Origin of the sequence: Bradyrhizobium sp. 199 (genome assembly GCF_023073355.1) — a bacterium.
Classification (GTDB): domain Bacteria; phylum Pseudomonadota; class Alphaproteobacteria; order Rhizobiales; family Xanthobacteraceae; genus Bradyrhizobium.
This window is the reverse complement of record NZ_JADPJI010000002.1, coordinates 14,635-40,885: the sequence shown is the minus strand read 5'-3', so window position 1 is coordinate 40,885 and position 26,251 is coordinate 14,635. Positions and strand designations below refer to the sequence as shown.

23 protein-coding genes and 1 tRNA gene are annotated in these 26,251 nt (G+C 64.8%); 11 read left to right on the top strand and 13 right to left on the bottom strand.

Translation table 11 applies throughout. The features are described from left to right. The first annotated feature begins 7 nt into the window (after nucleotides 1–7). From addB to IVB28_RS00195, 4 genes are all read left to right on the top strand, one after another. Nucleotides 8–3,154 (top strand): double-strand break repair protein AddB, encoded by a 3,147-nt coding sequence (gene addB / locus IVB28_RS00210; RefSeq protein ID WP_247524060.1) that lies wholly within the window; start codon nucleotides 8–10, stop codon nucleotides 3,152–3,154. Then, on the top strand, nucleotides 3,148–6,657 hold the full coding sequence (addA, locus tag IVB28_RS00205; RefSeq protein WP_247524059.1) for a double-strand break repair helicase AddA: 3,510 nt from the start codon (nucleotides 3,148–3,150) through the stop codon (nucleotides 6,655–6,657). Before addB ends, addA begins: the two co-directional genes overlap by 7 nt. A 66-nt stretch (nucleotides 6,658–6,723) precedes the next feature. Then, the gene (gene trxA, locus IVB28_RS00200) at nucleotides 6,724–7,044 is read left to right on the top strand and encodes a thioredoxin (protein WP_007598398.1); all 321 of its coding nucleotides are present in this window, start codon (nucleotides 6,724–6,726) and stop codon (nucleotides 7,042–7,044) included. Nucleotides 7,045–7,190: 146 nt separating this feature from the next. Continuing rightward, nucleotides 7,191–8,198 carry an ATP-dependent DNA ligase gene (locus IVB28_RS00195; RefSeq protein ID WP_247525308.1) on the top strand — a complete coding sequence of 336 codons (1,008 nt, stop codon included), beginning with the start codon at nucleotides 7,191–7,193 and terminating at the stop codon, nucleotides 8,196–8,198. A gap of 125 nt (nucleotides 8,199–8,323) precedes the next feature. Here the strand turns inward: IVB28_RS00195 and IVB28_RS00190 are convergent, their stop codons facing one another. The 4 genes from IVB28_RS00190 to trpA all read right to left on the bottom strand — a co-directional run bounded on the left by IVB28_RS00190 (nucleotide 8,324) and on the right by trpA (nucleotide 12,372). Continuing rightward, nucleotides 8,324–9,064, bottom strand: a complete 741-nt coding sequence (locus tag IVB28_RS00190) for a metallophosphoesterase family protein (protein WP_247524058.1) — start codon at nucleotides 9,062–9,064, stop codon at nucleotides 8,324–8,326. A 15-nt stretch (nucleotides 9,065–9,079) separates the two neighbouring features. Continuing rightward, nucleotides 9,080–10,423, bottom strand: a complete 1,344-nt coding sequence (locus tag IVB28_RS00185; RefSeq protein ID WP_247524057.1) for a folylpolyglutamate synthase/dihydrofolate synthase family protein — start codon at nucleotides 10,421–10,423, stop codon at nucleotides 9,080–9,082. Further along, on the bottom strand, nucleotides 10,420–11,361 hold the full coding sequence (gene accD, locus IVB28_RS00180; protein WP_247524056.1) for an acetyl-CoA carboxylase, carboxyltransferase subunit beta: 942 nt from the start codon (nucleotides 11,359–11,361) through the stop codon (nucleotides 10,420–10,422). Before accD ends, IVB28_RS00185 begins: the two co-directional genes overlap by 4 nt. 174 nt (nucleotides 11,362–11,535) lie before the next feature. Further along, nucleotides 11,536–12,372: a tryptophan synthase subunit alpha gene (gene trpA, locus IVB28_RS00175; RefSeq protein ID WP_247524055.1), complete on the bottom strand. Its 837-nt coding sequence runs from the start codon at nucleotides 12,370–12,372 to the stop codon at nucleotides 11,536–11,538. Between the two features lie 72 nt (nucleotides 12,373–12,444). Here trpA and IVB28_RS00170 point away from each other — a divergent pair, with 72 nt between their 5' ends. Next, nucleotides 12,445–12,789, top strand: coding sequence for a DUF559 domain-containing protein (locus tag IVB28_RS00170; protein WP_247524054.1), 345 nt, complete (start codon nucleotides 12,445–12,447; stop codon nucleotides 12,787–12,789). A gap of 78 nt (nucleotides 12,790–12,867) precedes the next feature. Here IVB28_RS00170 and trpB read toward each other — a convergent pair whose 3' ends face one another. The 8 genes from trpB to aroA all read right to left on the bottom strand — a co-directional run bounded on the left by trpB (nucleotide 12,868) and on the right by aroA (nucleotide 21,116). After that, the gene (gene trpB, locus IVB28_RS00165; protein ID WP_247524053.1) at nucleotides 12,868–14,085 is read right to left on the bottom strand and encodes a tryptophan synthase subunit beta; all 1,218 of its coding nucleotides are present in this window, start codon (nucleotides 14,083–14,085) and stop codon (nucleotides 12,868–12,870) included. After that, a complete protein-coding gene (locus IVB28_RS00160) occupies nucleotides 14,082–14,753 on the bottom strand; it encodes a phosphoribosylanthranilate isomerase (RefSeq protein ID WP_247524052.1) in 672 nt (223 codons plus the stop codon). The genes trpB and IVB28_RS00160 overlap by 4 nt, the downstream gene beginning before the upstream one ends. Before the next feature lie 64 nt (nucleotides 14,754–14,817). Further along, the gene (locus IVB28_RS00155) at nucleotides 14,818–15,210 is read right to left on the bottom strand and encodes a lipopolysaccharide assembly protein LapA domain-containing protein (protein WP_247524051.1); all 393 of its coding nucleotides are present in this window, start codon (nucleotides 15,208–15,210) and stop codon (nucleotides 14,818–14,820) included. Nucleotides 15,211–15,365: 155 nt separating this feature from the next. Beyond that, on the bottom strand, nucleotides 15,366–15,671 hold the full coding sequence (locus IVB28_RS00150) for an integration host factor subunit beta (protein ID WP_007598410.1): 306 nt from the start codon (nucleotides 15,669–15,671) through the stop codon (nucleotides 15,366–15,368). Between the two features lie 171 nt (nucleotides 15,672–15,842). Further along, nucleotides 15,843–16,823: a signal peptide peptidase SppA gene (gene sppA, locus IVB28_RS00145; RefSeq protein ID WP_247524050.1), complete on the bottom strand. Its 981-nt coding sequence runs from the start codon at nucleotides 16,821–16,823 to the stop codon at nucleotides 15,843–15,845. A 346-nt stretch (nucleotides 16,824–17,169) separates the two neighbouring features. After that, nucleotides 17,170–18,876 carry a 30S ribosomal protein S1 gene (gene rpsA / locus IVB28_RS00140; protein WP_247524049.1) on the bottom strand — a complete coding sequence of 569 codons (1,707 nt, stop codon included), beginning with the start codon at nucleotides 18,874–18,876 and terminating at the stop codon, nucleotides 17,170–17,172. 267 nt (nucleotides 18,877–19,143) lie between these two features. Continuing rightward, nucleotides 19,144–19,782, bottom strand: a complete 639-nt coding sequence (gene cmk / locus IVB28_RS00135) for a (d)CMP kinase (RefSeq protein WP_247524048.1) — start codon at nucleotides 19,780–19,782, stop codon at nucleotides 19,144–19,146. After that, complete coding sequence (gene aroA, locus IVB28_RS00130) at nucleotides 19,779–21,116, bottom strand: 3-phosphoshikimate 1-carboxyvinyltransferase (protein WP_247524047.1); 1,338 nt, start codon at nucleotides 21,114–21,116, stop codon at nucleotides 19,779–19,781. The genes cmk and aroA overlap by 4 nt, the downstream gene beginning before the upstream one ends. 161 nt (nucleotides 21,117–21,277) lie before the next feature. On the opposite strand from aroA, the gene IVB28_RS00125 reads away from it, so the two are divergent. The 3 genes from IVB28_RS00125 to IVB28_RS00115 all read left to right on the top strand — a co-directional run bounded on the left by IVB28_RS00125 (nucleotide 21,278) and on the right by IVB28_RS00115 (nucleotide 22,243). Then, nucleotides 21,278–21,685 carry a TIGR02300 family protein gene (locus IVB28_RS00125; RefSeq protein ID WP_247524046.1) on the top strand — a complete coding sequence of 136 codons (408 nt, stop codon included), beginning with the start codon at nucleotides 21,278–21,280 and terminating at the stop codon, nucleotides 21,683–21,685. Nucleotides 21,686–21,778: 93 nt separating this feature from the next. Next, a tRNA-Ala gene (locus IVB28_RS00120) sits at nucleotides 21,779–21,854 on the top strand. Between the two features lie 167 nt (nucleotides 21,855–22,021). Then, entirely contained in the window at nucleotides 22,022–22,243 is a 222-nt protein-coding gene (locus IVB28_RS00115; protein ID WP_247525307.1) for a GIY-YIG nuclease family protein, read from the top strand. A gap of 3 nt (nucleotides 22,244–22,246) precedes the next feature. Here the strand turns inward: IVB28_RS00115 and IVB28_RS00110 are convergent, their stop codons facing one another. Then, nucleotides 22,247–22,708 carry a MarR family transcriptional regulator gene (locus tag IVB28_RS00110; protein ID WP_247524045.1) on the bottom strand — a complete coding sequence of 154 codons (462 nt, stop codon included), beginning with the start codon at nucleotides 22,706–22,708 and terminating at the stop codon, nucleotides 22,247–22,249. 148 nt (nucleotides 22,709–22,856) lie between these two features. Here IVB28_RS00110 and IVB28_RS00105 point away from each other — a divergent pair, with 148 nt between their 5' ends. From IVB28_RS00105 to ugpB, 3 genes are all read left to right on the top strand, one after another. Continuing rightward, nucleotides 22,857–23,282 carry an organic hydroperoxide resistance protein gene (locus tag IVB28_RS00105; protein WP_247524044.1) on the top strand — a complete coding sequence of 142 codons (426 nt, stop codon included), beginning with the start codon at nucleotides 22,857–22,859 and terminating at the stop codon, nucleotides 23,280–23,282. A gap of 175 nt (nucleotides 23,283–23,457) precedes the next feature. Further along, nucleotides 23,458–24,678, top strand: a complete 1,221-nt coding sequence (locus IVB28_RS00100; protein WP_247524043.1) for a CaiB/BaiF CoA-transferase family protein — start codon at nucleotides 23,458–23,460, stop codon at nucleotides 24,676–24,678. Between the two features lie 223 nt (nucleotides 24,679–24,901). Continuing rightward, nucleotides 24,902–26,218 (top strand): sn-glycerol-3-phosphate ABC transporter substrate-binding protein UgpB, encoded by a 1,317-nt coding sequence (ugpB, locus tag IVB28_RS00095; RefSeq protein ID WP_247524042.1) that lies wholly within the window; start codon nucleotides 24,902–24,904, stop codon nucleotides 26,216–26,218. The last annotated feature ends 33 nt before the right edge of the window (nucleotides 26,219–26,251 follow it).

The following is a 26,251-nucleotide window of genomic DNA, read 5'->3' as shown; positions in this document are numbered from 1 at the left end:
GCAGCCCATGCGTGTTTTCAGCGTTCCCATCTCGGTTCCGTTCCTGCGCACGGTCGTCACGGCCCTGATCGAGGGACGGCTGGTCGAGGGATTCGAGGCGCGCAAGGAACCGGCGCGGCTGGCGGACGCCACGCTGTACCTGCCGACCCGCCGCGCGATGCGCGTCGTCCGCGAGATCTTCCTCGACGAGATGAAGGCCGCCGCGGTGGTGCTGCCGCGCATCGTCGCGCTCGGCGACATCGACGAGGACGAGCTCGCTTTCGCCGACGAAGGCGAGCAGTTTTCCGGCGCGACGCCGCTCGAGATTCCGCCGCGGCTCGGCGAGCTCGAACGGCGGCTGACATTGGCACAACTTGTCGCCGCCTGGGCCAAGGGCCCGGTGCTGGCGCCGCTGGTGGTCGGCGGGCCCGCTTCGACGCTTGCTCTCGCCGGCGATCTCGCACGCCTAATCGACGACATGGTCACGCGCGGCGTCGACTGGGACGCGCTCGACGGCCTCGTGCCTGATAACCTTGACCGCTACTGGCAGCACTCGCTCGAATTTTTGCGCATTGCGCGTATCGCCTGGCCCGCTCATCTCGCCGAGATCAAGCGGATCGAGCCGGCGGCGCGGCGCGATCTCCTGATCGCGGCGGAAGCCAAACGCCTGACTGCGCATCCCAATGGCCCCGTGATCGCGGCGGGCTCGACCGGCTCGATGCCGGCCACCGCCAAATTTTTGCACGCAGTCGCATCGCTGCCGCATGGCGCCGTGGTGCTGCCGGGCCTCGACACCGATCTCGACGACGACGCCTGGCGGAGCATCGGCGGCGTGCGCGATGCGCTCGGCAGATTCGTCGAACATCCGGCCTCGAACCATCCGCAGTATGCCATGAATGCGCTGCTTGATCGTTTCGGCATCAAGCGCGGCGACGTCGACATTCTCCAGCCGGCGGCTGAAGGCGGCCGCGACCTGCTCGCCTCGGAATCGATGCGGCCGTCGGCCAAGACGGAAGTCTGGCACGAGCGGCTGAAGCAGCCGGACGTCGCTGCAAAGATCGCCGGCGGCATGACAAACCTTGCGGTCGTCGAAGCCCCCAACCCTGAAATGGAAGCGCTTGCCATCGCCATCGCCATGCGCGAGGCGCGGCATCTCGACAGATCGGCGGCGCTGGTGACGCCCGACCGCGCACTGGCGCGGCGGGTGATCGCGGCGCTCACCCGATGGGATCTCGACTTCGACGATTCCGGCGGTGACGTGCTGATGGAAACCTCTGCCGGCGTATTTGCACGTCTCGCAGCAGAGGCGGCGACAAAGGGATTGGAGCCGGCGACGCTGCTGGCGATGCTGAAGCATCCGCTGTGCCGGCTTGGCCGGCTGCCCGGGGCGTGGAAGCCGGCGATCGAAGGCCTCGAGCTTGCAGTCTTGCGAGGCACGCGCCCGCCTGCCGGCACGGCCGGCCTCTTGCGTGAATTCAACCGCTTCCGCGAGGAGCTTGCAAAACTGTGGCGCAGCGAGGTCTCCGCGCTGCATAAAGCCGAGCCGCGCGCACGTCTGAAGGCTGAGGATCTCGACGGCATCCAGGCGCTGATCGATATCCTGCAAAAAGCACTGGCACCGATCGAGAGCCTGGCCTCTTCAAAGCCGTACGACTTCGCAGAGCTTGCGCATCGCCACCGCGAGATCATGATCGAGCTGTCGCGCGACGAGCAGGGCGTCCCTTTCGCCTTCGAGGAACGCGAAGGCCTGGCGCTTGCCAGCGCCTTCGACGATCTCCTGCGCGGCGGCACGACCAGCGGATTGATGGTCCCGCTGCCCGACTATCCCGACGTCTTTCAGACCGCATTTGGCGATCGCGCGGTCCGGCGACGAGACCGACCGGGCGCGCGGCTGCATATCTACGGACCGCTGGAATCGCGATTGATGCAGGCCGACCGCATCATCGTCGGCGGACTGATCGAAGGCGTCTGGCCGCCGGCACCACGGATTGACCCCTGGCTCAGCCGGCCGATGCGGCACGAGCTCGGTCTCGATCTGCCGGAACGCCGTATCGGCCTTTCCGCGCATGACTTCGCGCAGCTGCTCGGCGGCGACGAGGTGATCCTGACCCATTCCGCAAAGGCCGGCGGCGCGCCGGCAGTGGCCTCGCGCTTCCTGCACCGGCTGGAGGCCGTCGCAGGCGACGAATCCTGGAAGGCGGCCGTTCGCGCCGGCGAGAAATACGCGCAGTTCGCCGCCGCGCTCGACCAGCCCGCCGAAGTCAGCCCGATCAAGCAGCCGGAGCCGCGGCCGCCCCGCGCGACGCGGCCACTGAAAATGTCGGTGACCGAAATCGAAGACTGGCTGCGCGACCCCTACACGATCTACGCCAAACGCATCCTCAAGCTTGCCGCGCTCGATCCCGTCGACATGCCGCTGTCCGCCGCCGATCGCGGCTCGGCCATCCACGATGCGCTCGGCGAATTCACGGAAAGCTACGCCACGCACCTGCCCGATGATCCCGCCCGCGTGCTGCGCGCGATCGGCGAAAAGTATTTTGCGCCGCTGATGGAGCGGCCCGAGGCGCGAGCGCTGTGGTGGCCACGCTTCCAGCGCATCGCGCACTGGTTCGGCGAATGGGAGACCGTCCGCCGCGAGGCGATCGAGGCGATCACCGCGGAGACCCGCGGCGAGATCCCGATCCGGCTCGACAATGCGCGCACTTTCTATCTTTCCGCGCGCGCCGACCGCATCGAGCGCCGCAAGGGCGGCGGCTACGCGATCCTCGACTACAAGACCGGGCAGCCGCCGACCGGCAAGCAGGTCCGTATGGGCCTGTCGCCGCAGCTGACGCTGGAGGCCGCGATCCTCCGCGAGGGCGGCTTTCCCGACATCGATGCCGGTTCGTCCGTGAGCCAGCTGGTTTATGTCCGTCTCAGCGGCAACAATCCGCCGGGCGAGGAGCGCATCCTCGAGCTCAAGTACAAGCAGGGCGACGAGCCACAGCCGCCGGATACGGCGGCCGCAGAAGCGCGGATAAAACTGGAGGCCCTGATCCGCGCCTTTGAAGACGAGAATCAACCGTACACCTCGCTGAACCTGCCAATGTGGACGAACCGCTACGGCGCCTATGACGATCTCGCCCGGATCAAGGAATGGTCCGCGGCCGGCGGGTTGGGGATTGAGGAATGGTGAAGGCGCCCCGCCCCATTCCTGATGAGGTGCGTGCGCGGCAGGCGCGCGCCTCGGATCCGACCGCCTCGGCCTTCGTGTCGGCCAATGCCGGCTCCGGCAAGACGCATGTGCTGGTGCAGCGCGTGATCCGTCTGCTGTTGTCGGGCGTGCCGCCGGAAAAGATCCTGTGCATCACCTTCACCAAGGCCGCGGCTGCCAATATGGCCGAGCGCGTGTTCAGCACGCTCGGCCATTGGGTAACGCTGGATGACACCGCGCTCGACGCCGCGATCCGAGCCGTCGGCATCCCGCATCCGGATCGAAAGCTGCGCCGTGACGCGCGGAAACTGTTCGCCTGCGCGCTGGAGACGCCGGGTGGCTTGAAGGTGCAGACCATCCATGCGCTGTGCACCCGCTTGCTGCAGCAGTTTCCATTCGAGGCCAACGTTCCCGCGCGCTTTTCCGTGATCGACGAGCGCGACCAGACCGACATGATGGAGCGCGCCAATCTGAAGGTGCTGCTGGAGGCCGCGCGTGATCCGGACAGCATCACCGGCCGCGCGCTGTTGACGGCGATGGCCAGCGCCGCCGACGTCACCTTCAAGGAGGTCGTGCGCGAGGCGTGTCTGAGCCGCGACCACTTCATGGCCTGGACCGACGATGCCGGCAACGCGGAAGCCGCTGCTGCCCAGATGGCGGCGGCGCTCGGCGTTGATGCGCGCGACCGCATCGAGGACGTCGAGACCGAGATTCTTGATGGACCCTACCTGCCGCGATCGCGCTGGGACGACATCGCCTTTGCGCTGGAGGATGGCAGCAAGTCCGACAACGATCAGGCCGGCCGGCTGCGCGAAGCAAAGGTGTTTTCCGGCAGCGCGCAGGTCGATGCCTATCTCTGCGTATTCCTCACCGACGAGAAGCTGCCGCGCAAGGCGGTGCTGACCAGGAAATTTTGCGATCACAACTCCTCCGTCGCCCGCCTGTTCGAGGCCGAGGCGCAGCGCATCGGTGGGCTCATAGAGAAGCGCCGCGCCGTGACCATGCGCGACCGCACCGCCGCCTTGCTGCATATCGCGACCGCTGCTGCTGCGAATTACCGCCGCGAGAAGCAGGAGCGCGGGCTGCTCGACTATGACGATCTCATCGACAAGACGCTGGCAATGCTCGATCGCGTCGCGTCGGGCTGGGTGCATTACAAGCTGGACCGCGGCGTCGACCACGTCCTGATTGACGAGGCCCAGGACACCAGTCCGCGGCAATGGGACATCGTCGCGCATATCATCTCGGAGTTTACCGCCGGCGAAGGCGCGCGCGAGGGGCTGAACCGCACCATCTTCGCGGTCGGCGACGAGAAGCAATCGATTTTCTCGTTCCAGGGCGCGGCTCCGCACGAGTTCGATGCGCGACGGCGCGAGCTGCACCGCAGATTCACCGCCGCGGGGCTGAAGTTCGATCCTGTTGCCTTCACCTATTCGTTTCGCTCGGGCGCCGCGATCCTGCGCTCGGTCGACCACGTCTTCCGCGATCCCCAGATCTACAAGAGCATCCATTCAGTCGAGATCGGCCATCCCCTGCACAATGCGCTCGCCGATGCAGGGCCGAGCATGATCGAGCTGTGGGATCTCGCGGAAGCCGATGACAGGCAGGACATCGAGGGCTGGCGCGCGCCGTTCGACGGCGTCGCCGTCACCAGCCCCGAGGTCAAGCTCGCGCGCCGCATTCAGGCCGAGATCAAACGGCTGGTCGAGAGCGGCACGCTGACAGGGCACGAAGGCGAGCGCCGCCCGTTGCGCTATGGCGACATGCTGATCCTGGTGCGCCGGCGCGGCAATGCGTTCGACGCCGTAATCCAGGCGCTGAAGCATGCTGGCGTCCCGGTCGCCGGCGCCGATCGGCTCAAGCTCACCGAGCATATCGCCATCATCGACCTGATGAACCTTGCGGATGCGCTGCTGCTGCCGCAGGACGATCTCGCGCTCGCGGTAGCGCTGAAAAGCCCGCTGTTCGGGCTCGATGACGACGATCTGTTCCAGCTTGCCTGGGATCGCAAGGGATCGCTGCGCCGCGCGCTCGGCGAACATGCGGTCACAAGCGAGAAGTTCGCGGCGGCGCTGCGGCGTCTCGAAGCCTGCGAGATGCGTGCGCGCGAGGAAACGCCGTTCGCCTTTTACGCTTGGCTGCTCGGCGGCGACGGCGGACGGGCGCGCATGCTGCGCCGGCTCGGCCACGAGGCCAATGACGCCCTCGACGAGTTCCTGGAGTTGTCGCTGAACTACGAACGCAAGGCGCCGGCCTCGCTGCAGGGCTTCATGGCCTGGCTGCGCTCGGCTGACACCGAGGTGAAGCGCGACATGGAGATCTCGCGCGACGAGGTGCGAGTGATGACCGTGCACGGCGCCAAGGGTCTGGAGGCCTCCGTCGTGTTCATGGTCGACACCACCTCATCGCCAGCGGATTCGCAGCGACTTCAACTGATCCACGTCCCACGCGGCAATGGCGGCGAGGTCGTGGTCTGGGCCGGCCGCAAGGCTGACGATCCCAAACCGGTTGCCGAAGCGCGCAACGCGATGCTCGAGGAGACCGAGGATGAGTATCGCCGCCTGCTCTACGTTGCGATGACCCGCGCGGCGGACCGGCTGATCGTCGGGGGCTGTCTGCCGGGCAACAGGAAGGTGGTCCGCAAGCTGAGCTGGTATGATCTGATCGACACGGGGCTCGCCGGCGCGGGCTTGGACAAGCAGGTCATCGAGACGCCGCTCGGCAAGGTGACGCGCTTCACCGGGCCCGAGGATGTTGTTGCGCTCGGCACGCCCGCAACGTCCCTGGACCAGACCCTCGTCCTGCCCGATTGGCTGCGGGCGCCGGCGCCACGGGAGACCGTCGACGACGATTCGGTGCGTCCCTCCGGCCAGGCTGCCGAGGGAGGGCGCGCGGTGCGAACAGGCGAAACGGTCCAGTCCCGCGCCCTCGCATTGCAGCGCGGCACGCTGGTGCATCGGCTGCTGCAATCCCTCCCTGACGTCGCCATTGAGCGCCGTCGCGAGGCGGCGCTCGGCTTCATGGCCCGCAATGCCGCGGATTGGCCGGAGCCCGACCGCGCCGCTTTGGTCGACAAAGTGCTCGCCTTGATCACTGAACCCCGTTTCGCGCCGGTCTTTGCCGCCGACAGCCGGGCGGAGGTCGCCATCGTCGGCAAATTGGAGCGGCCGGGCCGCCCGGCGGCGCTGGTGTCGGGGCAAATCGACCGGCTGGTCGTTCGCCCCGATGAGCTTTTGATCATCGATTTCAAGACCAACCAGGCGGCACCCAAAAGCGCGGCTGAGGCGCCTGCCGCCTATGTCCGGCAGCTTGCGCTGTATCGGGCGGTGCTATCGAGGCTTTATCCCCAAAAGCCGGTCCGCGCCGTCCTGCTCTGGACCGAGGCCCTTGAATATATGGAGATTTCGGCTCCCGCGCTGGACGCGGCGCTGGCATCCCTTCATCTCGGCGTGAGCGTCCTTGACCCGGCAAGGAGCCGTTCATAGGTTGACGCCATGATCCCGGGCGCGATTCCCGTCGCGCCGATTCTTTCAACTGAACGAGGTACTCCCATGGCCGTTGGCAAGGTTTCCGATACCGATTTCGAAGCCGAAGTGCTCAAGGCAAACGGCCCCGTCGTCGTCGATTTCTGGGCCGAATGGTGCGGCCCCTGCCGCATGATCGCGCCCGCGCTTGACGAGATTGCCGGCGCGATGGGCGACAAGGTCAAGATCGTGAAGCTGAATGTCGACGAGAGTCCCAAAACCGCGTCCAAGTATGGCGTGATGTCGATCCCCACCCTGATGATCTTCAAGGGCGGCGAGATGGCCTCCCGTCAGGTCGGCGCGGCGCCAAAGGCGAAGCTGCAGCAGTGGATCACCTCCGCGGTCTGATCCGCCTGCCGCGTCAGATTATTTTTAACAACGGCCGGCGAAAGCCGGCCGTTCTGCGTTGACGGGACGTGTTCAGCGTATGACGAGTCCCGCCCTTGCCAGCCCCTCTCCCCAAGCGCGCCCGAAGATCGACCTCTCTCGTCGCGATGGAGGCGCGTTCAGTCGACGAGATCCCGCGCGGCAAGGACTGGCAATACGAGCCGAAATGGGATGGCTTCCGCTGCCTGCTGTCGCGCAATGGCGGTGACGTCGATCTACGCTCGAAGTCGGGCGAAGATCTCGCGCGCTATTTTCCCGAGATCGTCGCCGCCGCCTTGAAGCTGAGGGCGGATCGCTTCTCGCTCGACGGCGAGATCGTCGTCCCGCACGGCAAGAGCTTTTCGTTCGACGCGCTCTTGCAACGTATTCACCCCGCTTCAAGCCGCGTGAACAAGCTCTCTTTGGAAACGCCAGCGCTCTATCTCGCCTTCGATCTGCTCGCGACATCCCAGGAGAAAGGTCTGGCTGAGAAGACGCTGCGCGAGCGCAGGCCGGCGCTGGAAGCTTTTGCGAAAGCCAATCTCAAAGGCAGTCTCTTCCGCCTTTCACCGTCGACAACGAGTTACGCCACGGCCAAAAAATGGCTGGCGCAATCCGGCGGCGGCTCGGACGGTGTCATAGCCAAGCGCATCGACCTGCCCTACCAGGCCGGAAATCGCGACGGCATGCAGAAGATCAAGAAATTCCGCAGCGCCGATTGCGTCGTCGGCGGCTTCCGCTATGCCACCAACAAGATCGCGGGCCGGAAAGTCGCCGGCTCGCTGCTGCTCGGGCTGTACGACGATGAAGGTCTCCTGCACCATGTCGGTTTCACCTCGGCGATCAAGGCGGAGGAGAAGCCCGCGCTGACTGACCGGCTCGAAGCATTGATCGGTGAGCCGGGCTTCACCGGCAATGCACCAGGTGGGCCGAGCCGCTGGTCCACCGAGCGCTCGGCGAAATGGTGTCCGCTGAAGCCGAAGCTCGTCATCGAGGTCTGCTACGACCATTTCAGCGGCGAACGTTTCCGCCACGGTACCTCGATCCTGCGCTGGCGTCCCGACAAGGCGCCGCGGCAATGCAGCTTCGAGCAGCTGAAGCAGAAGGTTGCCGACCCGATGAAGCTGTTGAAGTGAGTTGGCCTCGTGCCCCGGGGCGCAGCCCGAAGTGCTGCAGAGCCGGGGCCCAGGGGCCGCGAGTCTGGGTCCCGGCTCTGCGGAGCAGCGCTTTGCGCTGCACCGCGTCCGGGACACGAGGGGATTTACCCGATCCATCCCGTCGCAAGCGCATTCGCCAGCTCCGGCTGACCGTTGCGACGGGCCAGTGCGGCCATGGCCTCATGATCATACGCGACGTGGCGGAACGTCACCTGCCACGCTCCATTCGCCAGTTCGAGAATTGCATAACGCGCATGGGGCGTGCCCGCCTCCACCACATGCGGATATGGATGCTTGTCGCGAAAGCCGGGACCGCCGACGCTGCCGGGGTTGACGATCAGCCGGCCGTCACGCAGGCGGACGGCGCGGGCGAGATGGGTGTGGGCGCAGAGGATCAGCGATTGCGTGAGCCCCAGCGCGAATTGCTCGATGCGGTCCAGCGGCGACAGCGCTACCGCACCGTCGGGATGCACGGTCTCAAGCCAGTACACCTCGTCATTTTCAGGCGTCGCGTGGCAGAGGAACACATGGTCGCGAAACACCCGCGTCATCGGCTGCGCCCGCAGCCACTCGAGCTGCGCAGCGTTGAGCGCTGCATGGGCAGGCCGATCCCAGGAGCCCATCTTCTCCGGCGGACGGTCGAGCAGATAGCGGTCGTGATTGCCGAGCACGTGCACGGCGTCGAGCTTCATCAGGATCTCGATGGTCCTGCGCGCATCGAGCGGGCCGCTCAGCATGTCGCCGAGATTGACGATGTCCGTGATGCTGTGGGCGCGGATGTCGGCGAGGACAGCTTCCAGCGCGAGATAGTTTCCGTGAACGTCGGCGATCGCGGCAAAACGCATATTGGTCACCCTAGCTTATGCAGGAGGCGTGCCGTTGATCGCCAGGACGTGGCCGGCCAGATACAGGGAGCCGGTGATCAGGATACGCGGCGGCACCTCGTAGGCAAGCTTTGAAAGGGCGCGCAGTGCGGCTTCGACGCCAGAGACGGTCTCGACCCGCATGCCGAGGCTGCGCGCGGCGTCGGCGAGGCGGTCGACCGGCATCGCGTTCTCGGTATCAGGAATCGGCACCACGATGATGTGACGGGTGAGGCCGGCGAAATTGGCGAGAAAACCCTGCGCATCCTTGTTGGCCATCATGCCAGCGATGACGACCAGCGGCCGCGACACCCGCTCTTCGAGGTCACCCAGCGCAGCCGCCGCGACACGCCCGCCTTCGGCGTTGTGGCCGCCGTCGAGCCAGATCTCCGATCCCGGCGGCCCGAGCGCGAGCAGCTCGCCCGAGGCGATGCGCTGCATCCGAGCCGGCCATTCCGCGCCGACGATGCCGGCTTCGAACGCCGCGTGATCGATCTTGAACACGTTGGTGGCGCGCAACGTCGCGATGGCAAGCCCGGCATTGTCGAACTGGTGGCGGCCGAACAGGCGCGGCGCGGCGAGATCCATCAGGCCACGATCATCGGAATAGACCAGACGCCCGTGCTCGACATTGACGTGCCAGCCTTCGTTCGCGGCAAACAACGGTGCGCGCATGCGCTTGGCCTGCGCCTCAATCACCGCCATCGTCTCGCTCGTCTGCTCTGCGCAAACGACGGGCACGCCGCGCTTGATGATCGCCGCTTTCTCGCCGGCGATCGCCGTCAACGTATCGCCGAGAAAGTCCATGTGATCCATGCTGACCGGCGTGATCACGCAGGCCGCCGGCGCATCGACCACATTGGTCGAATCCAGCCGGCCGCCGAGGCCGACCTCGAGCAGCACCACGTCGGCCGGGCTCTGCGCAAACAGAAGGAACGCGGCGGCCGTCTTCAGCTCGAACAATGTCGCGGCTTCGCCGGCATTGATGCGCTCGACCTCTTCAAGCGCCGCGCGCAATTCGTCGTCGCTGACCAGCACGCCTCCGCCGACGCGGCCGAGGCGGAAGCACTCGTTGATGCGGACGAGATAGGGCGAGGTGTAGGCGTGAACGCGCAGGCCTGAAGCCTCCAGCATCGCTCGCAGATACGCGAGCGTCGAGCCCTTGCCATTGGTGCCTGCGATATGGATCACCGGCGGCAGCTTGCTTTCAGGATGCCCGAGCCGCTCGAGCAGCCGGTGCATTCGCTCCAGCCCGAGATCGATGCGTTTTTGATGCAGGGCCGACAGCCGCCCGATCAGCTCGCCGAGCGGCGCCTTCTCGCTGTCGGGAGACGCGTTCACGCGTGGGGCGCAGCCGGCGCGGTCTCAGCGGCCGATACGATCTGCGCCGGGCTGACGACAGGCTGCACCGATTTCAATACGCCTTCCTGTGCCGGCGCCTTGGTCAGCAAGCGGCAGAGCCGCGCCAGGGTCGGACGCAACTCGTGGCGATGCACGACCATGTCCACCATGCCGTGCTCCTTGAGATACTCGGCACGCTGGAAACCTTCCGGCAGCTTTTCGCGGATGGTCTGCTCGATCACGCGCGCGCCGGCAAAGCCGATCAGCGCGCCCGGCTCGGCGATCTGCACATCGCCCAGCATCGCGTAGGACGCGGTGACGCCGCCGGTGGTCGGATTGGTCAGCACGACGATATAGGGCTGCTTGGCCTCGCGCAGCATCTGCACACCGACCGTGGTGCGCGGCATCTGCATCAGCGACAGGATGCCTTCCTGCATGCGCGCGCCGCCGGATGCGGCGAATACGATGAACGGCGATTTCTTCTCCACCGCAAGCTCGAGCCCGCGCACGATGGCCTCGCCCGCGGCCATGCCGAGCGAACCGCCCATGAAATCGAAATCCTGCACGGCGACGACGACGGCGGAGCCTTCGAGCTTGCCGTAGCCGACCTTGATGGCGTCGTTGAGATTGGTCCGCGCCCGCGCATCCTTGATGCGGTCGACGTATTTCTTCTCATCGCGGAATTTGAGCGGGTCTGGCGTCACCTCGGGCAGCGCGACGTCGAACCAGGTCTCGTTGTCGAAGATCGACTTGAGACGCGCCACCGCGTTCATGCGCATGTGGTAGTTCGAGCCGGGGATGACGAACTGGTTGGCCTCGACGTCCTTGTAGAACACGAGCTGTCCGGAATCCGGGCACTTGATCCACAGATTCTCCGGCGTCTCCCGCCGCAGCATGTTGCGGATCTTCGGCCGGACCACATTGGTAAGCCAGTTCATGGTTTGCTCCGATGCGCGAACCCGCCTCGCGGATCGCCTGAAGGGGTATATGGCGGCCGGGCCTCCGCCCGACAAGCTGCCGTGTCGCCCGCGTTAGAGCATGATCCGGAAAAGTGTGAAGCGGTTTTCCGGCAAGATCATGCTCAAACTTAACAGCTCAAGCGGAATTGTGGCCTATTCCGCCGCCTGTTGCGCGCCCTTGACGCCCTGGGCCAGGGCCGCCGTCAGCTCAGCCACCGCGTTAACGGTTTTGCCGGTCGCCCGCCCCCCGGCATCGAGGCTGTTCTTGAGCGCATCGACCAGCGCCGTTCCGACAACGGCGCCGTTAGCATGCGAGGCAATGGCACGTGCCGTCTCCGGCGTGCGGATGCCGAAGCCGACGCAGACCGGCAGCTTGGTGTGCCGCTTGATGCGGGCCACCGCCTCGCTCACCGCCGCGGTATCCGCGGTCGCCGCACCGGTGATGCCGGTGATCGAGACGTAGTAGACGAAGCCCGAGGTGTTGGCGAGCACGGCCGGCAAACGCTTGTCGTCCGTGGTCGGCGTCGCCAGGCGGATAAAGTTGAGGCCGGCCTTCATCGCGGGAAGGCAGAGCTCGTCATCCTCTTCCGGCGGCAGATCGACGATGATCAGACCGTCGACGCCGGCGCCCTTCGCATCGACGAGGAATTTGTCGACGCCGTAGATGTAGATCGGGTTGTAGTAACCCATCAGCACGATGGGGGTCGCATTGTCGTCCTTGCGGAAGCCGCGCACCAGCTCCAGCGTCTTCTTCAGCGTCATGCCGGCCTTGAGCGCGCGAAGCCCCGCGGCCTGAATCGACGGACCGTCGGCCATCGGATCGGTGAAGGGCATGCCGATCTCGATCACGTCGGCGCCGGATTTCGGCAGCGCCTTGATGATCTCGAGCGAGGTCGCGGGATCAGGATCGCCGGCCATCAGGAAGGTCACGAAGGCCGAGCGGCCCTGCTTCTTCAGTTCGGCAAAACGGGTGTCGATACGCGTGGTCATGTTTCCGCGGCCGCTGTGCTATACCTCTCCCCTCCGGGGAGAGGTCGGCTGCGAAGCAGCCGGGTGAGGGGGATGGAGAGGTTCAAGTCCAGAGCGCGAAGGCTCCGCGAGTCGCAGACGAGTGCCGAAGCGAAGCTTTGGCAAGCGCTGCGCAACCGTCGGCTCGCCCGCTGGAAGTTTCGGCGCCAGCACCCGGTCGATCGGTACGTTGTTGATTTCGCGACGCTGGACGGGAAGCTCATCATTGAAGTCGACGGCGTCACGCATTCCAGTCCGTCCGAGATCGAACGTGACGAAGCCAGGACCAAGGTGCTTGAGTCCTGCGGCTTCTTCGTCCTTCGCGTCTCGAATACGGATGTATATGAGAATCTCGAAGGCGTGCTTGTGCTCATCGAAACCTCACTGAGGTTCGAGTGAACGGAAGACCCCTCACCCGGCTGCTTCGCAGCCGACCTCTCCCCGGCGGGGAGAGGTGGAGAGAGTGCGATACCCGCCTCACTTGCTCTTGCCCCTCAGGATGTCGCCGACCTGCGGGACGTCCTTGTCGCCGCGGCCGGAGAGGTTGACGACCATCAGGTGATCTTTTGCGCGCTTCGGCGCGAGCTCCATCACCTTGGCGATGGCATGCGCGGGCTCCAGCGCGGGAATGATGCCTTCCAACTTCGAAAGCAACTGGAACGCGGCGAGTGCTTCGTCGTCGGTCGCGGAGAGATAATTCACGCGGCCGACCTCGTGCAGCCAGGAATGCTCGGGCCCGATGCCGGGATAATCGAGACCGGCCGAGATCGAATGCGCGTCCTGGATCTGGCCGTCGGCGTCCATCAGGAGGTAGGTGCGGTTGCCGTGGAGCACGCCGGGACGGCCGCCTGCGATCGATGCGGCATGCAGCTGCGTCAGGCCGTGACCTGCGGCCTCGACGCCAAAAATCTCGACAGAGGGATCATCGAGGAACGGGTGGAACAGGCCCATCGCGTTCGAGCCGCCGCCGATGCAGGCGACCAGCGAATCCGGCAGGCGTCCTTCGATCTCCTGCATCTGCGCCCTGGTCTCGTTGCCGATGATCGACTGGAAGTCGCGCACCAGGGTCGGATAGGGATGCGGACCCGCCACCGTGCCGATGCAATAGAACGTGTTGTGCACGTTGGTGACCCAGTCGCGCAGCGCCTCGTTCATCGCGTCCTTCAGCGTGCGCGTACCCGACTGCACCGGCATTACCGTGGCGCCGAGCATCTCCATGCGGATGACGTTGGGCTGCTGCCGCTCGACGTCGACGGCGCCCATATAGACCACGCATTCGAGCCCGAAGCGCGCGCACAGCGTCGCGGTGGCGACACCGTGCTGGCCCGCACCGGTCTCGGCAATGATGCGCTTCTTGCCCATGCGCCGCGCCAGCATGATCTGGCCGAGCACGTTGTTCACCTTATGCGAGCCGGTGTGGTTGAGTTCTTCGCGCTTCAGATAGATCTTCGCGCCGCCGAGATGCTCGGTCAGGCGCTCGGCGAAATAGAGTGGCGAAGGCCGGCCGACATAGTTCTTGAGATAGCCGTTCATCTCGGCCTGGAACGCCGGATCGGCCTTGGCCTCGGTGTAAGCCTTGTCCAGGTCGAGGATCAACGGCATCAGGGTTTCCGCGACGAAGCGGCCGCCGAAATTGCCGAAATGGCCGCGGTCATCGGGCCCGCTGCGATAGGAATTTGGCTTGGCGATGTTCATCTGACGCTCAACTCTTGGCTTGCATCTTGGGTGGCACGCGCGGCGCGGATGAAGGCCTCGATCATCCTGGGATCTTTGACGCCGGGCGCGATCTCGACGCCGGAGGACACATCGACGCCGCCGGCCCGGGTGACACGGAGCGCCTCGGCGAGGCTGTCGGCGCGAAGCCCGCCCGAGACCATGTAGGGCAGCTTCAAATCAAGACTTTCGAGCAGGTGCCAGTCGAACGGCTCACCGAGGCCGCCGGGCCGCGTCGCATCCTTCGGCGCGCGCGCATCGAACAGAATGCGATCGGCGACCGTGGCGTAGCCGGGCAGCACGGCGAGATCGGCTGCTGTTGCGACCGGCACGACCTTCATCACCGGGCGACCGAACCGCTGCTTGATGTCGCGCAGCCGCGCCACGCTCTCCGTGCCATGAAGCTGGAAAATGTCCGGCGACAGCGCATCCATGATGTTGTCGAGCGTCGCATCGTCGGCATCGACGGTGAGCGCCACCTTGAGCGCGCGCCCCTCCACCTGGCGCCCGAGATCGCGGCCGAGTTCCAGGGACAGGTGCCGCGGCGACGGCGGAAAGAACACGAACCCCACCATGTCAGCGCCGGCGTCGAGCGCGATTTCAAGCGTCTCGCGCGTGGACAGGCCGCAGATCTTGACGAGCAGGGACATGATCTCAAAGCAAATGGAGGCCACGAGGCGCGGCCGGAAAACGGGGCTTTCGGTTGCGCCGCTTCTACAACGTCGCGCGCTGCTTGTCTCGCCCGATGGGCCCGTAAAGGCCGCCCCCCGAGGGGACCGGGAGGCGCTGGGACTCGGGCCTTGCCGCAGCCATTTGGGCCCGCAGGTCGGCCAGTTCGCCCCTGGCCGCCCGTGCCTCCGCCTCGTGCCGGCGCGCCGCGCGCCGCCAGCGCCGCTGGCCGAGCCAGACGGCAGAGCCGCCCGCGAAGACGCCAAGGGCAGCGATCAGGATCAGGAGCAGGAACAGCGGCATCGTGACCGACAATGACGGGTCGTTCGCGATGAAGGGATCGAACGAGACCGTGATGAAGTGCCGGTTGGCGACCGCGAAGGCCACCAGGATCACGCCCAGCGGAATCACGATCAGCGCGGTCAGGAACTTTCGCATCTCGCTTCGCTCGCCTTGAATCAAGTTTCCGGCCGCACCTTGCGCGACCGCGGCAAACCCAGACGTTGGCTTTAGAGCATGATCCGGATAAGTGTGCAGCGATTTCCGAAAAGATCATGCTCAAACAATGACCTGACGCGCGATCTTCTCGCGCTTCAGTCTGGCGCGCCGGGATCCGGATGGTCGCGGTTCAGCCGTTCGCGCATTTCCTTGCCGGTCTTGAAGAACGGAACGCTCTTCTGATCGACGGGCACATGGGCGCCGGTGCGTGGATTGCGCCCCGCGCGTGCAGGGCGATGCTTGACCGAGAAGGCACCGAAGCCGCGCAACTCGACGCGATCACCGCGCGCGAGGGCCGCTACGATCTCTTCGAGAATCGCATTCACAATGTTCTCGACATCCCGCTGGTACAGATGCGGGTTGTGCTCGGCGATACGCTGAACAAGTTCGGATTTGATCATCGAGAGATAGGACCCGGGAGCGTGCGGATGACCATTTCCGTGAAAATACCTTGATCTGTCAAGACGCTAAATCAAGATTGAGCGTCGTGAAAATGCGTGACAAATGCCGAAAAAGCGGGCTGCCCCGATGCCCGTCAAACGGGAAACCCCTGGGATGCTCGCCTAGTTCCCTCAGTTTGAGGCGGCCGGCTGCCACAGGGCCAGCATTCCATCCATTCCGAACCGATCGACCGCCTGCGCAACGCCGGTTTGTCCAATTTGATGCGCAATCGAGCCCAAACCGAGCGCTTCCAGCGTCACAGCGGCTGCCGTCTTGAGGAAGGGCAGATCGCCAAAGCGCGGCTCGAGCTTGTAATCGCGCACGGAGAGTCCCTTCTTGACGCCCTTCTGCTCGACCAGCCAGGTCACCGCGGTCTTCTCGTCGCCGATCTGATCGATCAGCTTGAGATCGATCGCCTGGCGTCCGGTGAAGACGCGGCCGTCGGCCACTTTCTCGAGCTGCGTGTCATCCATGCCACGCCGTTCCTTCACCAGCCCCCTGAACCAGGCGTAGGAATCCTTCACCAGCGCATCCAGCGCGGCGCGCGCCTCGGGGCTGGTGGGCTCGAAACCGTTGGGCGCGGCCTTCAGCGGCGACGACTTCACCTCCTCGACCTTGACGCCGATGGTCTTCAGAAGCTCCGAGACGTTGGGATATTGGAACAGCACACCGATCGACCCGACCAGCGAGCTCTGCTGGGCAATGATGTGGTCGCTGGCAATCGCCGTGATGTAGCCCCCGGAGGCAGCCAAGCCCTCGACCACCACGACGAGCGGCTTCTTCGCCTTCAGCCGGACCAGCGAGTCGTAGAGCTGCTCGGAGCCGGCGGTGGTGCCGCCCGGCGAGTTGATGTGAACGATGACGGCGGCGGCCTGCGAATTCTCCAGCCGCTCCAGCGCCTGCGTGCGATCGGAATCGCTGCGGATCAGTCCCTCGATGTGAACCCGCGCAATCGAGCCGGCCGACGCGAACGTGCCGCGCGCGCCCGGCGTCGCAACCAGCGCAAAGCCTGCGATCGCCGCGATCGCGACCAGCGCGGCCATGACGCGCCAGAACGTCAGCTTGCGACGGATCCGGCGACGATCAACGATGATGTCCGAATCGAGCGACATCTAGATATCTCCAAATCAAAGGGCTGCGCGCGTTGTGCCGTCACGGCGTGAGCAACGGCTTATCTGGATACATCAATTGCGGCGCAATTTGAAGAAAACAAGACCCCCTGAGGCCCAGCAAGTCGCCACAAACTCAGTGGTCATTCCCGCGGACGCGGGATCCGTAACCACAGGGAGAAATTGTCGCGCGAGCTGACAAGCGCGAATCTTCGCCGAACTCAATTCTGTCGTGATGGACATCCTGGGCTTCGCGCGCCGCGGGACGACAGCGGAGTTGTAGAGGGCCCGCAACAAAAAAGCCCCGGCTCGGGCCGGGGCTTTGATGTCAGCGAAACGTACGCTTCGCTTACTTGGTGTCGCGGTTCTTGAGCGCGGTGCCCAGGATGTCGCCGAGCGTCGCTCCCGAATCGGAGGAGCCGTACTGCGCGATGGCTTCCTTCTCTTCGGCAACTTCGAGCGCCTTGATCGACACCTGGACCTTGCGGGCCTTCTTGTCGAACTGGATCACGCGGGCATCGACCTTCTCGCCGACGGCAAAGCGTTCGGCGCGCTGGTCGGCGCGATCACGGGCGAGCTCCGACCGCTTCACGAAAGTGGTGAAGTCGGTACCGGTGATCTTCACCTCGATGCCGCTCTCCTTCACTTCGAGCACTTCGCAGGTCACGACCGCGCCCTTCTTGACATCGCCCGGCTCGGAGAAGGGGTCGCCTTCGAGCTGCTTGATGCCGAGCGAGATGCGCTCCTTCTCGACGTCCACATCGAGCACCACGGCCTTCACCATGTCGCCCTTCTTGTAGTTGTCGATCACCTGCTCGCCCGGAAGCTTCCAGTCGAGGTCGGAGAGATGGACCATGCCGTCGACGTCGCCCTCGAGGCCCAGGAACAGACCGAACTCGGTCTTGTTCTTGACCTCGCCCTCGACCGTCGAACCGGTCGGGTGACCTTCGACGAAGACCTCCCAGGGGTTGCGCATGGTCTGCTTGAGGCCGAGCGAGATGCGGCGCTTGACGGAATCGACTTCCAGCACCTGCACGTCGACTTCCTGCGAGGTCGAAACGATCTTGCCGGGGTGCATGTTCTTCTTGGTCCACGACATCTCGGAGACGTGGATCAGGCCTTCGATGCCCGGCTCGAGCTCGACGAACGCACCGTAGTCGGTGATGTTGGTGACGCGGCCAGTGAAGCGGGCACCCAGCGGGTACTTGGCTTCGATGCCCTGCCACGGATCATCCAGCAGCTGCTTCATGCCCAGCGAGATGCGGTGCGTCTCGTGGTTGATCTTGATGATCTTGACCTTCACGGTCTGGCCGATCGAGAGCACTTCGGTCGGATGGTTGACGCGGCGCCACGCGATATCGGTGACGTGCAGCAGGCCGTCGATGCCGCCGAGGTCAACGAACGCACCGTAATCGGTGATGTTCTTGACCACGCCGTCGATGACCTGACCCTCTTCGAGGTTCTGCACCAGCTCCTGACGCTGCTCGGCGCGGGTCTCTTCCAGCACGGTGCGGCGGGACACGACGATGTTGCCGCGGCGGCGGTCCATCTTGAGGATCTGGAACGGCTGCGAGTTGTTCATCAGCGGCGCAACGTCACGGATCGGACGGATGTCGACCTGCGAGCGCGGCAGGAAGGCCACGGCACCGTCGAGGTCGACGGTGAAGCCGCCCTTGACCTGGTTGAAGATGACGCCGTTGACCTTCTCGTTGTTCTGGAACGCCTTCTCGAGCTTGCCCCAGCTCTCTTCGCGCCGCGCCTTGTCGCGCGACAGCACGGCTTCGCCGAGAGCGTTCTCGATGCGATCGAGGAACACTTCAACCTCGTCGCCGACCTTCAGTTCACTGTCACGGCCGGGGCCGGAAAATTCGCGCAGGGCGACGCGGCCCTCGGTCTTCAGGCCGACGTCGATGACGGCCATGTCCTTTTCAATTGCAACAACCTTGCCCTTGATGACGGAGCTTTCCTGCAGGTTGCCGCCTGCGAAGGACTCATCGAGCATCGCGGCGAAATCGTCGCGCGACGGGCTATAGGTATCAGCAGAAGTCGAAGCCATTTGTTCTCCAATTGCGGATGTCGTGCCGGCCGTTGGGTTCATGGGCGCATCGCACGCGCAGTGTCGGAAGGTCCGCAAAACCTTCGAGCGACCGCTCGCTGCTCCGGCCTTGGAGGCGGAACAGCAGAAGCGGGCCGGCAAAGGCCCGCGCATTCGATACGTGGAAAATCTTTGTCCGGAGCCTGGATCGCGCCGGTCCCGAACAGGGACCTGACGTATCGACCTCAAAGAGCGGGAGCGGGCGCTTCCTCCAATGACGGCTGCGGCTTAGCCCCGCGACCGGCCCGCTCGGACGGCCTCGATAATGTCGATGGCGGCCCGGACGCCGCCTTCTATATCCAGTTGGGAGTTATCTAGCAAGTAAGCATCCGGGGCCGGTTTCAAAGGCGCAATCGGCCGGTTCTTGTCGCGTTCGTCGCGCTGGATGATGTCGGCGAGCACGGCGGCCTCGTCCGCCTCCTCGCCCCTCGCCTTGGCCTCCATCGTCCGGCGGCGGGCACGGACCTTGGGGTCGGCGACGACGAAGATCTTCACGTCGGCGTCCGGGCAGATCACGGTTCCAATGTCCCGGCCATCAAGCACGGCGCCGGGCGGACCCGCGGCGAACTGCCGCTGGAAATTGACCAGGGCCTCGCGCACCCCAGGGATCGCCGAAACAATCGAGGCGCCCTCACCGGCCTTTTGGGTCTTCAGGGCCGGATTGCCGAACTTTTCGGGATCGAGTTCCAAGGCGGCCTGCACCGCGGCCGCTTCGTCGCGGAGATCATGGCCCGACTGCATCAGGGCGTAAGCCACGGCGCGATAGATCACGCCGGTGTCGAGGTGACGGTAGCCGTAATGATGCGCAAGGCGCTTGCCGAGCGTCCCCTTGCCCGAGGCCGCGGGCCCGTCGATGGCGATGATCATGAAAACTCGGCCCCTAGCGAACGCATCATCGGAATGAAGTCCGGGAAGCTGGTGGCGATGAAGGCGGTGTCGTCGACGCTCACGGGCTGGTCGGAGGCGCAGCCCATCACGAGCGCGGACATCGCGATGCGATGGTCCATGTGGGTGGCGACAACGCCGCCGCCGGGAACGTGGCCGCGGCCTTCGACGATCAGATCGTCACCGGAGACCTCCACTTTGACGCCGTTGACACGAAGCATGTCGGCGGTGGCTTCGAGCCGGTCGGATTCCTTGACCCGCAGTTCGTGCAGGCCGCGCATGATCGTGGTGCCTTCGGCAAAGGACGCCGCCACCGCTAGCACCAGATATTCGTCGATCATCGAGGGCGCGCGCTCCGGCGGCACCTCGACGCCGCGCAGTTTCGAGGCCCGCACGCGCAATTGCGCCATCGGCTCGCCGGCGTCCCCCCGCACTTCGCTTTCCTCGATCGAAGCGCCCATTTCGCGCAGCGTGGTGAACAGGCCGGTGCGCAGCGGATTGGTCATCACGTCGGACAGGACGACATCGGAGCCCTCGACGATCAGTGCTGCGACCACCGGGAAAGCGGCCGAGGAGGGATCGGCGGGCACCACCACGGCGGCGCCGTGCAGCTCGGGCTGGCCCTTGAGCGTGATGCGGCGGCCATGCACGCCCTCTCGCGCCGAGGAGATGTCGGCACCAAAATGCTTCAGCATCAGCTCGGTATGGTCGCGGCTGGCTTCGGTCTCGATGACGGTCGTGGTGCCGGGTGCGGCGAGTCCCGCCAGCAGCACCGCCGACTTGATTTGGGCCGAGGCGACCGGTGTCGTGTAGATGATCGGCAGCGGATCGCGCGCGCCCTGCAGGGTCAGCGGCAGCCGGCCAGCCTCACCCCCGGAAACAACCCTGGCGCCCATCTTTTCCAGCGGATCGAGAATCCGGCGCATCGGGCGGCTGCGCAGCGAGGCGTCGCCGTCGAATACCGCGGAGATCGGGCAGCCCGCGACGGCGCCCATCACCAGCCGGCAGCCGGTGCCGGAGTTGCCGAAATCCAAGGACGCCTTGGGTGGGGCGAAACCCGCGACGCCGACGCCGTTTACCTTCCAGGCGAAATCACCGGTGCGCTCGACCTTGGCGCCCAGCGCCTGCATGGATTTGGCGGTGTTGAGGACGTCCTCGCCCTCCAGCAGGCCCGAAATGCTGGTCTCACCGACCGCGAGCGCGCCCAGGATGAGGGCCCGGTGCGAGATCGACTTGTCCCCGGGCACCCGTACTTTCCCGGTCAGGGGACCGCTAGCGCGCGACTTAAGCGGCCTCGGTTGGTCGGAATGGGTCAAGTTTGTGTCCTTGGATGAGCCCTGAGAGGGTTGCGGCGCAGGTACCACATGGTCCGCGCCCCGTCACGGGCATGTCGTTCTCCCGTAATGCGCTATTGACAGCGGGCCGCCAACTAGCCAAGTGAAACACCGCTTTTCAAGACATTCCCAGGATTCCTGCCGTGGCCAAGTCCGAACTCGGAACTAAACGTATTTGCCCGACGACGGGCAAGAAGTTCTATGACCTCAACAAGAGTCCAGTGATCTCGCCCTATACCGGCGAAGTGGTGCCGATCGCGCCGGTGGCGCCCGCGCGCGTACCCCGCGGCGCCGAAGCCCGGCACACGCCCGCGGCGGACGCCACGCCGGAACCGGCAGAGGTCGAAGAGGTCTCGCTCGAAGAGGCTGACGCGGAGGAGAACACCGGCAAGGTCAAGGCCGTCGTGCCGGAGTCGGAGGACGATATCGAGGTCGATGAGACCCTCGATGACGACGATGACGATGATTCGACCTTCATTGCCGACGAAGAAGAAGGCGATGAGGACGTAACCGACATCATTGGTGATGTCGGAGGTGATGAAGAGACTTGAGATCAGCCCTGATCTGTGAAAAAGGGTGCACCGCGCGAGTCACCAGGGCTCGCCGGTTGGGGTGAACCACCAGGTTCATCCCGCGAAGACTAAGGGGCCATAGCTCAGCTGGGAGAGCGCTTGCATGGCATGCAAGAGGTCGGCGGTTCGATCCCGCCTGGCTCCACCAGCCTTCGCTCGCTTCGCGAGCTTCGGCTCGGCAAGCCAGCTCCGATCCATCGTAGCGAAGGCTGCCGCGGCGTAGCCCGAAGGGCGAAGCCGGGCTTCAACAAATCTAAAGCGGATATACTAAGCTCTCCCTCGACAGCCGGGGAGCGTGCCGTGAAGTAAGTCTACATCCTTGAGAGCCTCGATTCCCTCCACTTCTATGTCGGGATTACCGACGATCTGCGCGCCCGACTGACAAAGCACAATGCTGGCGAGGTGCCCCACACCTCGAAATACGGGCCTTGGCGTCTCAAGACTTACGTTGCATTCAGCATCGAGAAGCAAGCCGTAGCATTCGAGAAGTATCTGAAGTCAGCGTCCGGTCGCGCCTTCGCCAAGAAACGGCTCTAACCCCTACTCCCCGATCACCGCGTTCAGCCGATCCCGCAACGCGACGATCTCGTCCTTCATCGCCACTAGCTCCGGCACCGAGCAGTCCGAGGCGGCCAGGATCGAGTGCGGCACATTGCGGGCTTTTTCCTTCAAGGCGTGTCCCTGCGCCGTCAGCGCGATCAGGACCTGACGCTCATCCTCGCTGGAACGTGTGCGCTTGACGAGATGGGCGGCCTCCAGCCGCTTGAGCAGCGGCGTCAGCGTGCCCGAATCCAGGAACAATCTTTCGCCGATGTCCTTGACCGGAACGTTGTCGCGCTCCCACAGCACCAGCATGACGAGATATTGCGGATAGGTCAGGCCGAGCCGGTCCAAGAGCGGCTTGTAGACGCGGTTGAAGGCATGCGCGGCCGAATAGACCGCGAAGCAGATCTGGTTGTCGAGCCGCAGCGGCGTATCCGCTGCCGATGATTTTCGAGGCATGGAGAATCTCACGGGATCTTCCTCATTCTGGGACCGGGCGGCGGTATATTCAATTGCGACAATTAAATGTGAGACGGCGCAATTTCAATTGTGCGCAATCTAATTGTCTGCGATACGGATGCACCCCATTAAACCCAGGGAGATGACAATGTCCGTGAACGTCCTCTACAAGACCAGCGCCAAAGCCACCGGCGGCCGCGACGGCCATGCTGCAACCCTCGACGGCGCGCTCGACGTCAAGCTGACCACGCCCAAGGAGCTGGGCGGCGGAGGCGGCGCCGGCAACAATCCCGAGCAACTGTTCGCGGCCGGCTATGCCGCCTGCTTCATCGGCGCGATGAAGTTCGTGGCCTCGCAGGGCGGCCCCAAGGTTCCAGCCGATGCGTCCGTCACCTCGACCGTCGGCATCGGCCCGCGCTCGGAGGGCGGCTTCGGTCTCGATATCGACCTCGCCGTGTCGCTGCCGGGCCTTGACCGTGCCGAGGCCGAGGCGCTGGTCGAGAAGGCGCACCAGGTGTGCCCCTATTCCAACGCCACGCGCGGCAATGTCGACGTTCGCCTGACGGTCGTCTGATCAAAAGTGCGGATTGGCTGGCCCGGGATCCCCCTCGGGCCGGCCGCTTCGGTTTGTTTTGCCACGCCGCGGGATTGAGGCGCGGCGGCGCATACAGCCCTACGCGCGGGGCCATTGCTGGCATGCACGAACCTCGCTAGGCCTGTGGTCAAACGTCGCCACAGGGAAGCGAAGCATGAGTTCTGAAGCCGCGGGTTCTGAAGCCATTCCGGGTGCCATGAGCGGACTGCGCGTCATCGATCTCACGCGCGTGCTCGGCGGTCCCTACTGCACTCAGATCCTCGCCGACCATGGCGCCGACGTGATCAAGGTCGAGCCGCCTGCGGGCGACGAGGTGCGCGAATGGGGCCCTCCCTTCCACGAGGAGGACGCGGCCTATTTCGTCGGTATCAACCGCAACAAGCGCTCGATCGGTCTCGACCTTGCCTCCGAAGGCGGCCGCATCGTGCTGCTCAAGATGCTGGAGACCGCCGACGTCCTGATCGAGAATTTCAAGCCGGGCACGCTGGACAAATGGGGCATCGGCAACGAGGTGCTGCGCGAGAAATTCCCACGCCTCGTGCATTGCCGGATCTCCGGCTTTGGTGCCGACGGTCCGCGCGGCGGCAATCCCGGCTATGACGCCATCATCCAGGCCATGACCGGCATGATCGCCGCGACCGGCTCGCCCGAGAGCGGGCCGATGCGGATCGGCGTGCCGCTGGTCGACATCACCACCGGCCTTTACGCGGCGATCGGCATTCTGATGGCCCTGTCGGAGCGGCAGCGTTCCGGCAAGGGCCAGTTCCTGGAGACGACGCTGTACGAGACCGGCCTTGCCATCATGCATCCGCACACCGCGAATTATTTCATGCATGGCAAACCGCCCTCGCTCACTGGCAACGAGCACCCGAACCTCGTGCCCTACGCGATCTTCCCGACCAAGACCGACGACATCTTCATCGGGGTCGGCAATGACGGCACCTTCCGCAAACTCGCCAAGGAGATCGGCAAGCCCGAGCTCGGCACCGATCCGCGCTTCGCCCGCAACAAGGACCGCATCGCCAACCGCGAGGCGCTGCGCGCCGAGCTCGCCGCCGTCTTCAGCCAGCACGAGGCCGAGCCGCTGTGCAATCGCCTGCTTGCAGCGGGCCTGCCCGCAGGGCCCGTGCAGAAGATCGACCAGGCATTGACCAACCCGCACACGATCGCGCGCGGGGATATTATCGAGAAGGACTGGTACAAGGGCGTGGCGTCGCCGATCCGGCTCGATCGCAGCAAGCCGAGCCTGCGCCGGCTACCGCCGAAATTCAGCCAGCACTCCCAGGAAGTGCTGGGCGAGTTCGGCTACTCCAAGGCCGAGATCGACGCGATGGTCGAACAGGGCACGGTCTGCGGCCCCGAGCGCAAGCGCTAGGATCCCCACCCCTTCTCCCTCCGACATCCAATGCCGCACTGCGGCGCGGGCACGTCAGTGCACTGCGAACGGAGCAGGTGTCCCTTCGCCTTCGCCTATTTTCCGGCTTCCCTTTTCCAGCGCTTGCCGCTTTCGTTTCGGCCGCTTACACAGTCATGTGAACGTCATATGGCACTGCTAGCGCAAGCGCTTCTTTAAGTGACGGGCAAGGGAGGTTTTCTTGATGGCTCTTCGACATTTTGGCACGGCTGCTGCTGTTGCACTCGCGGTTGGTCTCGGCGCTTCGCCGGCCTTGGCCGTGACCGAAATCCAGTGGTGGCACGCGATGACCGGCGCCAACAACGACGTCATCGTCAAGCTTGCCAGCGACTTCAACACGTCGCAGACCGACTACAAGGTGATCCCGACCTACAAGGGTAATTACGCCGACACGATGAATGCGGGCATCGCCGCCTTCCGCGCCGGCAACGCGCCGCACATCATGCAGGTATTCGAGGTCGGCACCGCCACCATGATGGCTGCGACCGGCGCCGTGAAGCCCGTCTACAAGCTGATGGCCGAGGCCGGCGAAAAGTTCGATCCCAAGATCTACCTGCCCGCCATCACGGGCTACTACTCGACCTCCAAGGGCGAGATGCTGTCGTTCCCCTTCAACTCGTCCTCCACCGTAATGTGGGTCAATCTCGACGAGCTGAAGAAGGCCAATATCGAGATCCCGAAGACCTGGCCCGAAACGTTCGAGGCCGCCAAGAAGCTCCATGACAACGGTCATGCCACCTGCGGCTTCTCCAACTCGTGGGTAACCTGGGTCAATGTCGAGCAACTCTCCGCCTGGCACAACGTGCCGCTCGCCAGCAAGGCCAACGGCCTCGACGGCTTCGACACTGCGCTGGAGTTCAACGGACCGCTCCAGGTCAAGCACCTCGAGAAGCTGGTGGAGCTCCAGAAGGACAAGACCTACGACTATGCCGGCCGCACCAACACCGGCGAAGGCCGCTTCACCTCTGGCGAATGCCCGCTTTACCTGACCTCGTCGGCCTTCTTCGGCAACGTCAAGGCCCAGGCCAAGTTCAGCTTCACCGCCGTGCCGATGCCCTATTATCCCGACGTGAAGGGCGCGCCGCAGAACTCGATCATCGGCGGCGCTTCGCTCTGGGTCATGGGCGGCAAGCCTGCCGAGGAATACAAGGGCATCGCAAAATTCCTGACCTTCCTCTCGGATACCGATCGCCAGGTCTACATCCACAAGGCGTCGGGCTACCTGCCGATCACCAAAGCGGCTTATGAGAAGGCCAAGGCGGAAGGCTTCTACAAGGACCAACCCTATCTCGAGACCCCGCTGCTCGAGCTGACCAACAAGGAGCCGACCGAGAATTCCCGCGGTCTGCGCCTCGGCAACATGGTTCAGCTTCGCGACGTCTGGGCGGAAGAGATCGAGCAGGCGCTGGCCGGCAAGAAGACCGCCAAGCAGGCGCTGGACGCGGCCGTCGAACGCGGCAACACCATGCTGCGTCAGTTCGAAAAGACCGCCGTCAAGTGAGACGATCAGCGGCAGGCCGGTGACCCCGGCCTG